The organism is Streptomyces sp. 6N223 (genome assembly GCF_052246635.1).
Lineage (GTDB): Bacteria > Actinomycetota > Actinomycetes > Streptomycetales > Streptomycetaceae > Streptomyces.
This window is the reverse complement of sequence record NZ_JBQQCA010000018.1, coordinates 1-13,340: the sequence shown is the minus strand read 5'-3', so window position 1 is coordinate 13,340 and position 13,340 is coordinate 1. Positions and strand designations below refer to the sequence as shown.

The window sequence follows — 13,340 nt, the reverse complement described above, 5'->3', positions numbered from 1 at the left end:
TAGTCTGTGGGGCGTGACCGCCACGCCATCGCCCACGCTGCTGATTCTCAACGGGCCGAACCTCAACCTGCTGGGGCGCCGCCAGCCCGAGGTCTACGGCACCGACACCCTCGCCGACGTCGAGAAGCTGTGCGCCGAGACCGCCGCGCGGCACGGCGCGGCCATCGACCTGCGGCAGAGCAACCACGAGGGCCAGCTCGTCGACTGGGTGCAGGAGGCCCGCGAGCACCACGCCGGGATCGTCATCAACCCGGCCGCCTACACGCACACCTCCGTGGCGCTGCTGGACGCGCTCGCGACGTGCGAGGCGTTGCCCATCGTCGAGGTGCACATCTCCAACGTCCACCGGCGTGAGGCGTTCCGGCACCACTCGTACGTCTCGGCGGTCGCCGACGCGGTCATCGCGGGCTGCGGCATCCAGGGGTACGCCTTCGCCGTCGAGCGCGTCTGCGCGCTGCTGGCTGCCCGCTGACGTGCCTCCCGGCGGGTTACGAGGTTCGATGGAAGGAGAAGCGGACCCGAGGCGAACGTAGGGAGGAGGGTGAGAGCCGTGACGATCTCCTACGCCGACCGGCGGGCGGCCGGGCAGCGGCTCGCCCAGGATCTGCTGGGGCTGCGCGGACAGGACGTGGTGGTGATCGGGCTGTCGCGGGGAGGCGTGCCGGTCGCGACCCAGGTCGCGCGGGCGCTGGACGCGCCGCTCGACGTGGGCCTCGTGCGCAAGCTGGGCGTGCCCTACCACCCGGAGCTGGCCATGGGCGCGATCAGCGAGGACGGCGCCCGCGTCATCAACGACGAGGTGGTGCGCTCCTCCAGGATCACGGAGAGTGAGATCGCCGAGGTGGAGGAGGCGGAGCGGGCCGAGATGGCGCGCCGCGCCGAGGCGTACCGGGGGCGGCGCGGTCGCGTGGAGGTGCGGGGGCGGACGGCGGTGATCGTGGACGACGGCATCGCCACGGCGGCGACGGCGCGGGCGGCGTGCCGATCCGCGCGGGCGCGGGGCGCGGCCCGGATCGTGCTGGCCGTGCCGGTGGCGCCGCGCGACTGGGCGCGGCGCGTGGGGGACGACGCCGACGAGCTGGTGTGCCCGGAGACGCCACGGGACTTCATGGCGGTGGGGCAGTTCTACGAGGACTTCGCGCCGACGACGGACGCGGAGGTGGTGGCCTGCCTGGACCGGGCCAGGGGCGGGGAGGTCGGCATCCCGGCCGAGGGCGGCGCGGTGATGCTGAGCGGGGAGCTGACCGTGCCCGCCGAGGCGACGGGCCTGGTGATCTTCGCGCACGGCAGCGGCAGCAGCCGTCACAGCCCGCGCAACCGCTTCGTCGCCGACGCGCTGAACGCCGCCAACCTGGGGACGCTGCTGTTCGACCTGCTGACGGCCGACGAGGAGCGCGACCGGGGGAACGTCTTCAACGTGCAGCTCCTGGCGCGGCGGCTCGGCGAGGCGACGCGCTGGGCGGCCGGGAGGGTCACCGACCTGCCGCTGGGCTTCTTCGGCGCGAGCACGGGCGCGGCGGCGGCGCTGTGGGCGGCGGCCGAGCCGGGGGTGGCGGTGTCCGCGGTGGTCTCGCGGGGCGGGCGGCCGGACCTGGCCGGGGAGCGGCTGGCGCAGGTGACGGCGCCGACGCTGCTCATTGTCGGGGGGCGGGATGAGCTGGTGATCGACCTCAACCGGGGAGCGCAGGCCGTCTTGGGTGGGCCGAGCCGGCTGGAGGTCGTGCCGGGCGCGACGCACCTGTTCGAGGAGCCGGGGGCGCTGTCGGAGGTGGCGCAGCTGGCGAGGGACTGGTTCCTGACGCATCTGGCGGCCGCGCCTGCGGCGCGGTGACAGCCCCGGTGACAGCCCCGGGGGCGAAGCCCCTGGGGTGAGCCGCCGCCATCGTCAGCGGCGCTTGCGCAGGAAGCGGCGCAGGCGGGTGAGGGGCCAGGTGTTGATGACCTCGTCCGGGGTGAGCCAGCCGCGCTGGGCCGTGCCCACGCCGTAGCGGAGGTGGGCCAGGTGCGTGGGTGCGTGCGCGTCGCTGTCGATCGAGAAGCGCACGCCGAAGTCGCGGGCGCGCAGGATGTGCTCGTCGTTCAGGTCGAGCCGGTCGGGGTGGGAGTTGACCTCCAGCGCGGTGCCGGTGCGGGCGCACGCGGCGTACACCTCGTCGTAGTCGGCGTCGACGCTCTGCCGCCTCCCGATCTTCCGCGTCGTGGGGTGCCCGATGATGTTGACGTGCGGGTTCTCGCAGGCGCGGATCAGGCGGCGGGTCTGGGCGGCGCGGTCGAGGCCGAAGTGGGAGTGGATGGAGGCCACGCACACGTCGAAGCCGTCGAGGAAGTCGGCGGGCCAGTCGACGTTCCCGTCCGGGTCGATGTTCAGCTCGACGCCGTGCAGCAGCCTCATCCGCCTGCGCTTGCCGTCGAGGGCGCGGACCTGCTCGCGCTGGGCGAGGATCTTCTCCTCGGTCATGCGCTGCATGTACAGGTTCGGGGCGTGGTCGGTGACCGCGTAGTAGGCGTAGCCGCGCCTCGCCGCCGTGTCCACCATCTCCTCCAGCGGGGCGAGCCCGTCGGTGAGGTCGGTGTGGGTGTGCAGGTCGCCGCGCACGTCCTCCTCCGTGACGAGCCGGGGCAGCTCGCCGCGCTGAGCGGCCGCGACCTCGCCCCGGTCCTCGCGCAGCGTCGGCGGGATCCACGGCAGGCCGAGCCGGTCGTAGATGTCCTCCTCGCTGTGGGCGGCGAGCCGCTTGCCGCTCTCGGCGTCGAACAGGCCGTATTCGGACAGCTTCAGCCCGGCCCGCACCGCGATGGTGCGGGTGCGGATGTTGTGGGCCTGTGAGCCGGTGAAGTACTGCAGGCCCGCGCCCCAGGCGTCCAGCGGCAGCACCCGCAGGTCGAGCTGGAGGCCCTTGGTGCTCCGGATCGAGGTCTTCTTCGCGCCGTGGACGACGGTCTCCGCCGTCTGCGGGAGCCTGGTGAAGGCGTCCATCACGGGGCCGGAGTCCTCGGCCGCGACCAGCAGGTCGATGTCGCCGATGGTCTCGCGCATCCGGCGCGTGGATCCGGCGTAGGCGCAGCGCTCGATGCCGGTGGCCTCGGCGAGGGCGGCCACCACCTCCTCCGCCATCTCGGTCGCGGCGCTGAGCAGGATGCGGTCCCCGGCCTGCTGCATCAGCTCGACGCCGTGGCGGATGTTCTCCTCGGTCTTCGGGCCGAAGCCCTTCAGGTCGCGCAGCCGTCCGGCGTCCACGGCGGACAGGAGCTGGTCGACGGAGGCCACGCCGAGCCGCTCGTAGAGCGTCATCGCCTTGCGGGGGCCGAGGGTGGGGATGGTCAGCAGCTCGCGCACGCCGGCCGGGATCGCGGCGCGCGTCTCCTCGATGGCGGGGACCTGGCCGGTGTGCAGGTACTCGGTGACCTTCTCGGCGATGGACTTGCCGACGCCCGGGATCTCCCGCAGCTGCTTGGCGTCGAGCTGGGAGACGTCCGGGCCGTAGCCGCCGATGGCGCGGGCCGCCTTCTCGTAGGCGCGCGCCTTGAACGCGTCTCCGCCGGTGATCTCGATGAGGTCGGCATACTCGTTGAGCAGCGCCTCGACCTCCTCGTTGGCCTTGGCCATACCGCCAGTCTAGGAAGCGGGCAGGGCCCCCGCATGGGGAGGAATCGGGCGGGCGGCCCAGGGTACTCGGCGGCGTGTGAAGGCGACGTTCACGCTGGGGCGCATCGCCGGGGTGCGGATCGGCGTCCACTGGAGCGTGCTGGTGATCTTCGGTCTGATCGCCTTCGGCCTGGCGGCCGGGCGGCTGCCCGAGGCGCACCCGGACCGCGCGTGGGTGGCGTACGCCCTGGCCGGGCTGATCACGGCGGTGGTCTTCTTCGCCTCGCTGCTCGCGCACGAGCTGGCGCACGCGGTGGTCGCCCGCCGCAACGGGGTGCCGGTCGACGACATCGTGCTGTGGCTGCTGGGCGGCGCGACGCGGATGCGGGCCGAGGCGCCGAACCCGGGCGCGGAGCTGCGGATCTCCGGCGTCGGGCCGCTGGTGAGCCTCGCGCTGGGCGCGGCGTTCACGCTGCTGACACTGGTGCTGGTCGCGACGGCGGGCAGCGACCTGGTGGCGGAGTCGGTGGCGTGGCTGGCGGCGATCAACATCCTGCTGGCGGTGTTCAACGCCATCCCGGCGGCGCCGCTGGACGGCGGGCGGCTGCTGCGGGCGTACCTGTGGTGGCGGACCGGGGACCGGCTGCGGGCCACGGCCGGGGCCTCGAAGGCCGGACGGGTCTTCGGGTGGGTGCTGGTGGGGCTCGGGCTGTGGGGGTTTGTGTGGGCGGCGTCGTTCGGGGCGCTGTGGCTGTCGCTGATCGGATGGTTCCTGGTGGTCGCGGCGACGGAGGAGGAACGGCAGGCGCGGCTGCGTGAGCTGCTGAGCGGGGTGCCGGTGCGGGAGACGATGACGCCGGACCCGGTGACGGTGCCGTCCGGGCTGACGGTGGACCGCTTCCTCTCCGACCCGGACTACACCGACCGGTTCCGGCACTCGGCGTTCCCGGTGACCGGGGAGGGCGAGAAGGCGCTGGGACTGGTGACGCGGCAGCGGGCGGAGCGGGTGGCGGCGCCGGCGCACCGGCGTACGACGCTCGGGGAGATCATGCTGCCGCTGGCCGAGGCGCGGACGGCCAGGCCCGGGGACGCGCTGGCGGAGCTGCTGCCGAGGCTGGAGCCGGGGGCGGATCAGCGGGTGCTGGTGGTGGAGGGCGAGCGGCTGGTGGGGATCGTCTCGCCCTCGGACGTCAGCCGCACGGTGCGGTGGCTGTCGGCCCACAGGGGGGAGCAGGGGGAGCAGGGGGACGGCGGCCGGGGTGGGGGGACCGGGCCGACGGCGCCATAGCGTGGATGGGTGGAGTGGCGGCGCCGGCCCGGTGGCCTTCGGGGTGGCGGAGGGTCCTGCCGGAGGCCGCGGGCTGGGCCGGCCGCCACCGCCCGCGCCGACGAGCTGGTGGCGGACGCCGGGGACCGCGCGGGACGAACGGGCCGGGAACGTGGACGTCGCGCCGCCGCGCGCGGCGCCCGGGGCTCGGGGCTCGGGGCTCGGGCTCGCTCAGGTGTCGACCAGCGTGACGTCGAGGCGGGCCAGGTGCTCCGGATCCACCACGACGTCGATCACGGCGATCCGGTCGCGCACGAACGCGAAGGTCAGGACCCGCTCGACCCCCTCGCCCTCGCCGAGGACCGCCAGGCCCACGGCGCCGCCGATCAGGGCGGGGAGCCCGCCCCCGCCCTGACGTGCGAAGCCCATCGCGCCCGCGGCGACCGCCGCCGCGCCCGTGGTCACCCCGCCGCCGGCGAGTGCCACCACGTCCGGGTCGAGGACCGCGACCAGCGCGGCGAAGTCGCCGTCGCGGGCGGCGGCGAGGAAGGCGTCGACGACCTCCCGCTGGCGGCGCCGGCTCCCCTCCGGGGGCTGGGCGCCCTGGACCCGCCGCCGGGCGCGGCTGGCGAGTTGCCGGGCCGTGGCCGGCGTACGGCCCACGATCGAGGCGATCTCCTCGTAGGGCACGGCGAAGAGGTCGTGCAGGACGAAGGCGAGGCGTTCGGCGGGGGTGAGGGTGTCCAGGACGACGAGCAGGGCGAGGCCGACGGAGTCGGCGAGCAGCGCGAGCTGTTCGGGATCACCGCTCGCGCCGCCCGCGCCGCCTACGCCGCTCGTCTCCGCCGCCGGGGCCCCCGCGTCCAGGGGCTCCTCGGCGCGCGACCTGCGGGAGCGCAGCATGTCCAGGCACACCCGGCCGACCACCGTCGTCAGCCAGCCGCCGAGGTTCGCCACGCCGCTGGTGTCGGAGCGGCTGAGCCGCAGCCACGCCTCCTGCACGGCGTCGTCGGCCTCGGCGTGCGAGCCGAGTATGCGGTACGCCACGGCCCGCAGATGCCCGCGATGGGCCTCGAACCGCTCGGCGAGGAACTCGGCGCTCCGGTGTTCGTTCTCGCTCATCCGTCACAGCTCCCGGTCTCGATCCGTCACAGGCGTGACGAATCACGAGCCGTCGATGTGACATCAGCGAGCACTGGCCACGGGGCAGGTGGGGTGGACATGCCATGACCGGATCCATCCAGGTCGCCTGGCCGCAGTGCTGGGCCGACCCTGCGCGTCCTCGCCGGCAACAGGCCCGACGCCCCCGCTGCCACCGGGGGTTGGTGGTGGATGCAACCGCTTTGTTCCTGACAATGACATTCGCGAATGCTCTCACTCTGCGAACGCCCCATTGTTGCCGCGCACGCCGTGACCTACCCTGTGGCGCGGTAAACACAAGGAGGCGTGGGGGGAAACAATCAGGGAAGCAGTAGTAGCGCATGGGAATTGTGAACACCGGGATCAGGCGCCGGGCACGGCTGCTCGGCCAGGCACTGCGCCCTCCGAGACCAGCCGCCCTCGTCGGTCAGCAGCCTCAGCGCCAGCAAGCCACGAACACACAGCAGGCAAAACCAGCCAAGCCGACCAAGGCCACCAAGTCGGCCAAGCCCGCCAAGCCCGAAGCAGAGCCGGCGGAGCCGGCACAGCAGGACCGGCGGCCGGAGAAGAAGACCACGGTCGTGACCTACACCGTGCCCACCGCCACCCGCCTCGTCGAGTCCCCGGCGTTCGTGCTCGCCCCGGTCCGCTCCGGCTCCACCCTGCTGCGGATGCTGCTCAACAGCCACTCGCGGATACGCGCCCCGCACGAGCTGCACCTGCGCGCCATCGACGTGAACCTCACCCCGGGCTTCTCCGACCGCTCCATGCGCGAGATCGACCTCGACCAGGCGGAGCTCGAACACGTGCTGTGGGACCGCGTGCTCAGCCTGGAGCTGGAGCGAAGCGGCAAGGAGGTCATCGTCGACAAGACCCCCGGCAACGTGTGGACCTGGGAGCGCCTGCAGTACGCCTGGCCCAAGGCCCGCTTCATCGTCCTGCTGCGCCACCCCGCGGGCATCGTCGCCTCGCTCGCCAACCGCCGCTCCAACACCGCGAGCTGGCGGCAGCTGGAGTCGAACGTCCTCAAGTACCTCCAGCCGCTGGAGGAGGCCCGGCAGACGCTCGGCGGCCTCACCGTGCGGTATGAGGAGCTGACGGCGGACCCCGAACGGGTCACCCGGGACATCTGCGCCTACCTGGGCCAGGAGTGGGAGCCGGAGATGCTCGACTACGGCGAGCACGACCACGGCCCCTTCGTGCCCAACCTCGGCGACCGCAGCTCCAAGATCAGGTCGGGGCAGATAGTGCCTCCCGGTCCGCCCGAGGGGGCGGACCGGCTCTCGCCCCGGCTGCGGGCGTTCGCGGAGGCGTGGGGGTACGAAGAGAGTGACGAAGTGGGTGACGAAGTAGGTGACGAAGTAGGTGACATAGAGGGTGACTGAGGCGGCTACGACCGCGGCGCCGGGGGGACGATGACGGCATGGCGTCCCCCACAGAATCCGAGGCGAGCACCCCCGCCGACGCGAGCACCCGGCCCAACATCCTTCTCATCACCAGCGATCAGCAGCACTGGAACACCCTCGGCACCCTCAACCCGGAGATCCGCACCCCCCACCTCGACCGGCTGGCCGGGGAGGGGACGCTCTTCACCCGGGCCTACTGCCCCAACCCGACCTGCACCCCCACCCGCGCCTCGATCATCACCGGCACCTACCCGAGCCAGCACGGCGCCTGGACGCTCGGCACCCGGCTCTCGGAGGACCGGCCGACGCTGGGGCAGCACCTGGGCGAGGCCGGGTACCGCACCGCGCTGATAGGCAAGGCGCACTTCCAGCCGCTGCGCGGCACCGAGGAGTACCCCTCGCTGGAGGCGTACCCGGTCCTCCAGGACCTGGCGTTCTGGCGCGACTTCCACGGCCCCTACTACGGCTTCGACCACGTCGAGCTGGCGCGCAACCACACCAGCGAGGCGCACGTCGGCCAGCACTACGCGCTGTGGATGGAGGAGAAGGGGTGCGAGGACTGGCGGCGGTACTTCAGCCCGCCGACCGGGACCCTGGGCGAGGACGTCAGGCACAGCTGGCCCATCCCGGAGGAGCTGCACTACAACGCCTGGATCGCCGAGCGCACCGGCGCGCTGCTGGAGGAGTGCGAGCGGCGCGGGCAGCCCTTCTTCTGCTGGGCCAGCTTCTTCGACCCCCACCCCCCGTATCTCGCGCCGCCGCCGTGGGACACGATGTACGACCCCGGCGAGCTCACCGTGCCGGAGGGCACCCCCGGAGAACACGACCGGAATCCGCCGCACTTCGGCCTCACGCAGCAGCCGGAGCCGGACTTCTCCGCCTGGCGGGAGGGCGGGCGCGGCGTCCACGGCTTCCACTCCCACCTGCTGCCCGAGGCGGAGCGGCGGCGCCTGGTGGCCACCTACTACGGGATGGTCAGCCTGCTCGACAAGTACGTCGGCGCCATCCTGGACCGGCTGCGGGCGCTGGGTCTTGAGCGGGACACGATCGTGGTGTTCTCCACCGACCACGGCCACTTCTTCGGGCAGCACGGGCTCCAGGCCAAGGGGCCCTTCCACTACGAGGACCTGCTGCGGGTGCCGTTCATCGTCCGGTACCCGGGGCGGGTCCCGGCGGGGCGCCGCAGCGAGGCGTTGCAGTCGCTGGTCGACCTGGCGCCCAGCTTCCTCGACCTCGCCGGTCTGCCGGTCCCGCGCGCCATGACCGGGATCAGCCAGCGACCGGTGTGGACCGGCGAGGCCGAGGCGGCGCGCGAGCACGTCATCTGCGAGTTCCACCACCAGCCGACCACGGTCAACCTGCGTACCTACGTCGACCGCCGCTACAAGCTGACGGTCTATCAGGGCCACGAGTACGGGGAGCTGTTCGACCTGGAGGCAGACCCGGGCGAGAGGCGCAACCTGTGGGACGACCCGGACGCGGCGGCGCTCAAGTCCGAGCTGCTGCTGCGGTACGCCTGGGCCGAGCTGGCCAAGGAGCCGGTCCCGATGCCGCGCGTCGCGGGGGCGTGAGCGCCTGAAGGCCTGGACGCGACGAGGGCCGCCCGGGCGGGAGGGGGAAGGCCCGGGCGGCCCGTGCCGCGACGTCTGCCAGGGTGCTGGGTTACTGGTAGATCGTCGCCTCCTGGGAGGTCCTCGCGATGCCGTTGGCGCCGTTGAAGAAGCGCTCGCCCCACTCGGTGAGCTGGTCGGGGTTGAAGCCGGTCACCATGTCCAGGTAGGCGACCTCGCTGCTGTTGCCGCTCCAGGACCAGCCGATGTAGCCGAGCCCGAGCTCGGTGGTGGTGGCCATGATGGCGTCTTCGTCCGGGTTGCCGTCGGAGTGGTTGATGCCGAACTCGCCGACAACGATGGGCAGTCCGGCGTCGACGTAGGCGTTGAGGTAGTCCTTGATCAGCTGCGCGTCCTGGTACACGCCGTACATGTGGACCGAGAGGATCGTGTTGCCGGTGGGGTCGGACTCGTAGACCTGCTGCGCGGTGTCGCGCATGATGTTTTCCCAGTCCTGGCCCCAGTTGGGGGCGTCCACCATCAGGGTGTGCTGGAACCCGGCGTCGCGGAGCTTGGTGATGGCGGCGGTGGTGTCGGCCGTCCAGCCCGAGGCACCGGTGTTGCCGTAGGGCTCGTTGCCGATGTTGATGATGACGTAGTCCTCCTGGCCGGCCAGCACGTCCTGGAGGCTGATCCAGTAGTCGGCCGCCTGGTCGAGGGAGGCGGCGGCGCCCTCCTCGCCGTAGCCGGTGGTGTCGTGCACCTCCAGCACGCAGATCAGCCGGTTCTCCTTGCAGGTGGTGACGACGTTGGTCACGTCCTCTGGGGTGTTGGGGCCCCAGCGCTGGCCGCTGCCGAGGACGACGCGGACGGTGTTGGCGCCCGTGGCCTTGATGTCGGCGAAGGACTGCGTCTCGTCGGGGTACCAGGTGTGGGCGTGGCTGACGCCGCGGATCAGGAAGTCGTTGCCGTTGCTCTCGACCAGCCGCCCGTCCTGGATGGTCAGACCCGTCGCCTGAGCGGCGCCTGCGCCGGTGCCGGGCTGTCCGTTCGCGGCCGAAACGGACAGCAGCACGCCGACGACGGCGGCGAGGGCGGCGGCCAGCACGGCGCCGAAGCGGGTTTTCCTTCTCATGTGGCCTTCTCCTCAAGGAGGTCCGTCCCGTAGGACTCCCCGTGGGTGGGGGTGTCAGGACACAGGTGGGGGCGTTCGGAGAGGAGCGTTCGGAGGAGAACGAATGTGGGAGCGCTCCCATTCACCAGCACCCCATCAGGCCACGACTGCCACCGTCAAGACACGCGTCGCACTAAACAACTAAACGTCGGGCGCGGTCGCCAGCACGTTCAACGCCCGGTGAATCAGCGCGTCGGCGCGCCCGCCGGGCGGCTCCTGCGCCACCGCCGCGCGCAACGCCTCGGCCGCCTGCCGGTCGTGCCCCGCCGTCACCACGAGCTGCGCCACGAACTGCTCCACCAGCCAGTCCCGCAACTCGCCCGCGGGCGGCCGCTTCCCCTCGTCCAGCCAGATCAGCGAGGCCGCCTCGGCGGTGGTGATCCAGGTGCGGACCGCCATCCGCAGCATCCGCCCGGGCGCGGCCACCCCCATGTGCCGCATGAGCTGCCCGGCCGCCGCCCGCCGCACGTGGTCGACGATCGCCGTGGTGCGCGAGGTCTCCACCACGCTGCCGCCCTTGAGCAACGCGGTGAAGCCCTCGCCGTGGCCCTCGACGAAGGCGAGGTAGCGGTCGAGGGCGTTGCCCAGCCGCTGCGTCAACGGGCCCTCGGCCGGCTCGGCGAAGCACAGCTCCAGGTCCTCGGCGGCGCCGCGCAGCGCCGCCTCGTACAGCTGCTGCTTGCCGCCGGGGAAGTAGCGGTAGACCAGCGGACGCGAGACGCCGGCGGCCCGGGCCACGTCGTCGAGGGAGACGTCCTCGGGGGAGTGGCGGGCGAACAGCCGCTGCGCGGTGCCGATGAGCTGGTCCCGGCGCACCTCGACGCTCAGCCTGCGATACGCCGGCTCCCGCCGGCCCGCCGCGCCCGCGCGTTCCCCGTCGCCGCCGCCTCCATCGCCTGGATCGGCCGGATCGGCCGGATCGGCCGGATCGTCGCCCGGCTGGCCCGCATCGCTCGGATCGTTCGGACCGCGTGAACCTGGCGCAGCGGGGCGGTTGTTCATGGCGCGAAGACTAGCGGTTTCCCGCCGTGCCCGATCCGCGCCGCTCGTCAAATCTCTCCTGGTTTAACGCCTCGTGTTCACCCCACGGCCACGGCCCCCCGGGCACAAAGTAACCAGCTCACGTTGTGCTGGAGGACCCTTCCACCCTTGCCCATCCTGGGGGCGGACATGAAGCAGACACCCTGGAGCACCATCCGCGGCCGGGTCGCGATCGTCCTCGCCGTGCCCACGTGTCTGCTGCTCATACTCGCCGGCGCGGGCGTCGCCGACCGCGCCGCCGACTGGTCGGCCGCCCGGCGCAGCGGCGAGGAGATCCAGACCGCGCTCGACGTCCAGGACCTGGTCCGCGAGCTGCAGCGCGAGCACGGCCTGACCAGCGGCCTGCTGGTCGGCGCGGGCCGCTACCGCCCCGAGCTCGCCGACGCCCGCCGCCGGGTGGACGCCATCCGCAGCGAGCTGCTGCGCCGGGTGGACGGCGGCTCGCTCCCGGCGTACGAGGAGGCGCTGGCCTCCCTCGGCGAGCTGACCACGATCCGCAACCGCATCGACGAGACCACGATCGGCCCCGCCGAGGGCCTGGGCTTCTACACCGACGTCATCGGCAGGCTCAACAACGCGCAGCTCGCCGAGGACCCCGCCCACGGCGACCAGGCGCTCAGCGACGGGCTCGACGCGCTCCAGTCGCTGTCGGCCGCCACCGAGGCCCTGGCCGAGGAGCGCGGCCTGATGAACGGCGTCTTCGTCGAGGGGAGCTTCGAGCCGGGCCAGTACGCCGGCTTCGTCTCCACCCGCGCGGCCCGCGACGCGGCGCGGCGCTCCTACGAGCAGATCGCCACCGACGAGCAGCGGACCCTGCTCGACGCGGCGTTCGCCACGCCCGCGGCCACGCGGGTCGAGGAGTACGAGCGGCACGCGGACGAGCACCCCGACGGCTCCGCCCTGGAGGTGACGGCCGAGGAGTGGTGGACGGCAAGCACCCACCTCACCGACGAGTTGCACGGCGTGCAGCAGACCGTCGGCGAGGACGTCGCCGACCGCGCCGCCGAGCTGCGCGCCGCGGCCACCACCCAGCTCGTCGGCTTCCTCGTCCTCGGCGTACTGGTCCTGGGCGTCGCCGCGTGCCTGGCGGTGCTGGCCTCCCGGTCCATCGCCCGGCCGCTGGACCGGCTGGCGAGGCAGGCCGAGGCGGTGGCCGGGGAGCGGCTGCCGGAGACCGTCGCCGCGATCCAGGACGCCGAGCCGGAGGAGGCCGAACGCCTCGTGCCGCCCGAACGCCCGCATCCACGGCGGCGCGGCGAGGCGGAGGAGGTCGCCAGGCTCACCGCCGCGCTGCGCGCCGTGGAGCGGACGGCCGTCAGCCTCGCGGCCCAGCAGACCGTGCTGCGGCGCAACGGCACCGAGTCGCTGGCCAACCTCGGCCACCGCCACCAGCGGCTGGTGCGCCGGCAGCTCCGGCTGATCACGGCGCTGGAGAGCAAGGAGATCGACCCGGACGCGCTGGGCGAGCTGTTCGAGCTGGATCACCTGGCCACGCGGATGCGGCGCAACGCCGACTCGCTGCTGATCCTCACCGGGCAGCAGCTCCCGCCGAGGGTGTGGAGCGGGACGGCGCAGATCGCGGAGGTGGTGCGCTCGGCGGTCTCGGAGGTGGAGGACTACCGGCGGGTGACGCTGGTGGAGGCCGACGAGTGCCACATCCACGGGTGGGCGGTGTACGAGCTGTCCCACCTGCTGGCGGAGCTGATCGAGAACGCCCTGACCGCCTCGCCGCCGGGGCGGCCGGTGGAGGTGTACGGGTGGCGGGACGGCGCCGAGTACTGCCTGGCAGTCGTGGACCGGGGCAGCGGCATGACGGAGGAGGAGCTGGAACGCGCCAACGCCAGGCTGGCGGGCGAGGACAGCTTCCTGGTGGCGCCGACGCGCTTCCTGGGCCACTTCGTCGTGGGCACGATCGCGGCGCGGCTGGGGGCGCAGGTGGAGGTGCGGCACACGCAGAGCCCGCCGGAGACGCCGGGCGGGCGCGGGGCCGGGGTGTCGGCGTATGTGGCGCTGCCCCCGCGGCTGCTGAGCGCCGCGCAGCCGGCGCCGCAGGCGCCGCAGGCGCCGGCGGCGCACTCGGCGTCCTCGGCGGTCACTCCGGGGGCGTAGCTGGGCGTGCGCGGAGCGTTGCTCTGTGCACACGATCGGTGACGTGAGCGATGGCCTCTCCCCCACC

Annotated in this window: 10 protein-coding genes; 6 read left to right on the top strand and 4 right to left on the bottom strand. The window is 73.0% G+C overall.

From position 1 onward, the window contains the following. The first annotated feature begins 13 nt into the window (after positions 1-13). The gene (aroQ, locus tag ACTWQH_RS13705) at positions 14-472 is read left to right on the top strand and encodes a type II 3-dehydroquinate dehydratase (protein ID WP_443286768.1); all 459 of its coding nucleotides are present in this window, start codon (positions 14-16) and stop codon (positions 470-472) included. 84 nt (positions 473-556) lie between these two features. Then, positions 557-1,831 carry an alpha/beta family hydrolase gene (locus tag ACTWQH_RS13700; RefSeq protein ID WP_443286859.1) on the top strand — a complete coding sequence of 425 codons (1,275 nt, stop codon included), beginning with the start codon at positions 557-559 and terminating at the stop codon, positions 1,829-1,831. Between the two features lie 54 nt (positions 1,832-1,885). On the opposite strand, the gene polX is transcribed toward ACTWQH_RS13700, so the two are convergent. Next, entirely contained in the window at positions 1,886-3,607 is a 1,722-nt protein-coding gene (polX, locus tag ACTWQH_RS13695) for a DNA polymerase/3'-5' exonuclease PolX (protein WP_443286767.1), read from the bottom strand. Between the two features lie 76 nt (positions 3,608-3,683). Here polX and ACTWQH_RS13690 point away from each other — a divergent pair, with 76 nt between their 5' ends. Then, positions 3,684-4,874: a site-2 protease family protein gene (locus tag ACTWQH_RS13690; RefSeq protein WP_443286766.1), complete on the top strand. Its 1,191-nt coding sequence runs from the start codon at positions 3,684-3,686 to the stop codon at positions 4,872-4,874. A gap of 210 nt (positions 4,875-5,084) precedes the next feature. Here ACTWQH_RS13690 and ACTWQH_RS13685 read toward each other — a convergent pair whose 3' ends face one another. Next, positions 5,085-5,975, bottom strand: a complete 891-nt coding sequence (locus tag ACTWQH_RS13685; protein ID WP_443286765.1) for a sigma-70 family RNA polymerase sigma factor — start codon at positions 5,973-5,975, stop codon at positions 5,085-5,087. A 359-nt stretch (positions 5,976-6,334) separates the two neighbouring features. Between ACTWQH_RS13685 and ACTWQH_RS13680 the strand changes: the two genes are divergently transcribed. After that, positions 6,335-7,378, top strand: coding sequence for a sulfotransferase family protein (locus tag ACTWQH_RS13680; RefSeq protein WP_443286764.1), 1,044 nt, complete (start codon positions 6,335-6,337; stop codon positions 7,376-7,378). Positions 7,379-7,416: 38 nt separating this feature from the next. Then, positions 7,417-8,970 (top strand): sulfatase family protein, encoded by a 1,554-nt coding sequence (locus tag ACTWQH_RS13675; RefSeq protein WP_443286763.1) that lies wholly within the window; start codon positions 7,417-7,419, stop codon positions 8,968-8,970. 91 nt (positions 8,971-9,061) lie between these two features. Here ACTWQH_RS13675 and ACTWQH_RS13670 read toward each other — a convergent pair whose 3' ends face one another. Together ACTWQH_RS13670 and ACTWQH_RS13665 are read right to left on the bottom strand one after the other, a co-directional pair. Beyond that, complete coding sequence (locus ACTWQH_RS13670) at positions 9,062-10,084, bottom strand: glycoside hydrolase family 5 protein (protein WP_443286762.1); 1,023 nt, start codon at positions 10,082-10,084, stop codon at positions 9,062-9,064. 180 nt (positions 10,085-10,264) lie between these two features. Continuing rightward, positions 10,265-11,125 carry a TetR/AcrR family transcriptional regulator gene (locus ACTWQH_RS13665; protein ID WP_443286761.1) on the bottom strand — a complete coding sequence of 287 codons (861 nt, stop codon included), beginning with the start codon at positions 11,123-11,125 and terminating at the stop codon, positions 10,265-10,267. Between the two features lie 168 nt (positions 11,126-11,293). On the opposite strand from ACTWQH_RS13665, the gene ACTWQH_RS13660 reads away from it, so the two are divergent. Further along, positions 11,294-13,273 carry a sensor histidine kinase gene (locus ACTWQH_RS13660; RefSeq protein WP_443286760.1) on the top strand — a complete coding sequence of 660 codons (1,980 nt, stop codon included), beginning with the start codon at positions 11,294-11,296 and terminating at the stop codon, positions 13,271-13,273. Positions 13,274-13,340 lie beyond the last annotated feature (67 nt).

Coding starts and splice junctions, on each gene's coding strand:
- ACTWQH_RS13670 (WP_443286762.1), bottom strand. CDS start 10,084: ATGAGAAGGAAAACCCGCTTCGGCGCCGTGCTGGCCGCCGCCCTCGCC.
- ACTWQH_RS13660 (WP_443286760.1), top strand. CDS start 11,294: ATGAAGCAGACACCCTGGAGCACCATCCGCGGCCGGGTCGCGATCGTC.
- polX (WP_443286767.1), bottom strand. CDS start 3,607: ATGGCCAAGGCCAACGAGGAGGTCGAGGCGCTGCTCAACGAGTATGCC.
- ACTWQH_RS13685 (WP_443286765.1), bottom strand. CDS start 5,975: ATGAGCGAGAACGAACACCGGAGCGCCGAGTTCCTCGCCGAGCGGTTC.
- ACTWQH_RS13680 (WP_443286764.1), top strand. CDS start 6,335: ATGGGAATTGTGAACACCGGGATCAGGCGCCGGGCACGGCTGCTCGGC.
- ACTWQH_RS13675 (WP_443286763.1), top strand. CDS start 7,417: ATGGCGTCCCCCACAGAATCCGAGGCGAGCACCCCCGCCGACGCGAGC.
- ACTWQH_RS13665 (WP_443286761.1), bottom strand. CDS start 11,125: ATGAACAACCGCCCCGCTGCGCCAGGTTCACGCGGTCCGAACGATCCG.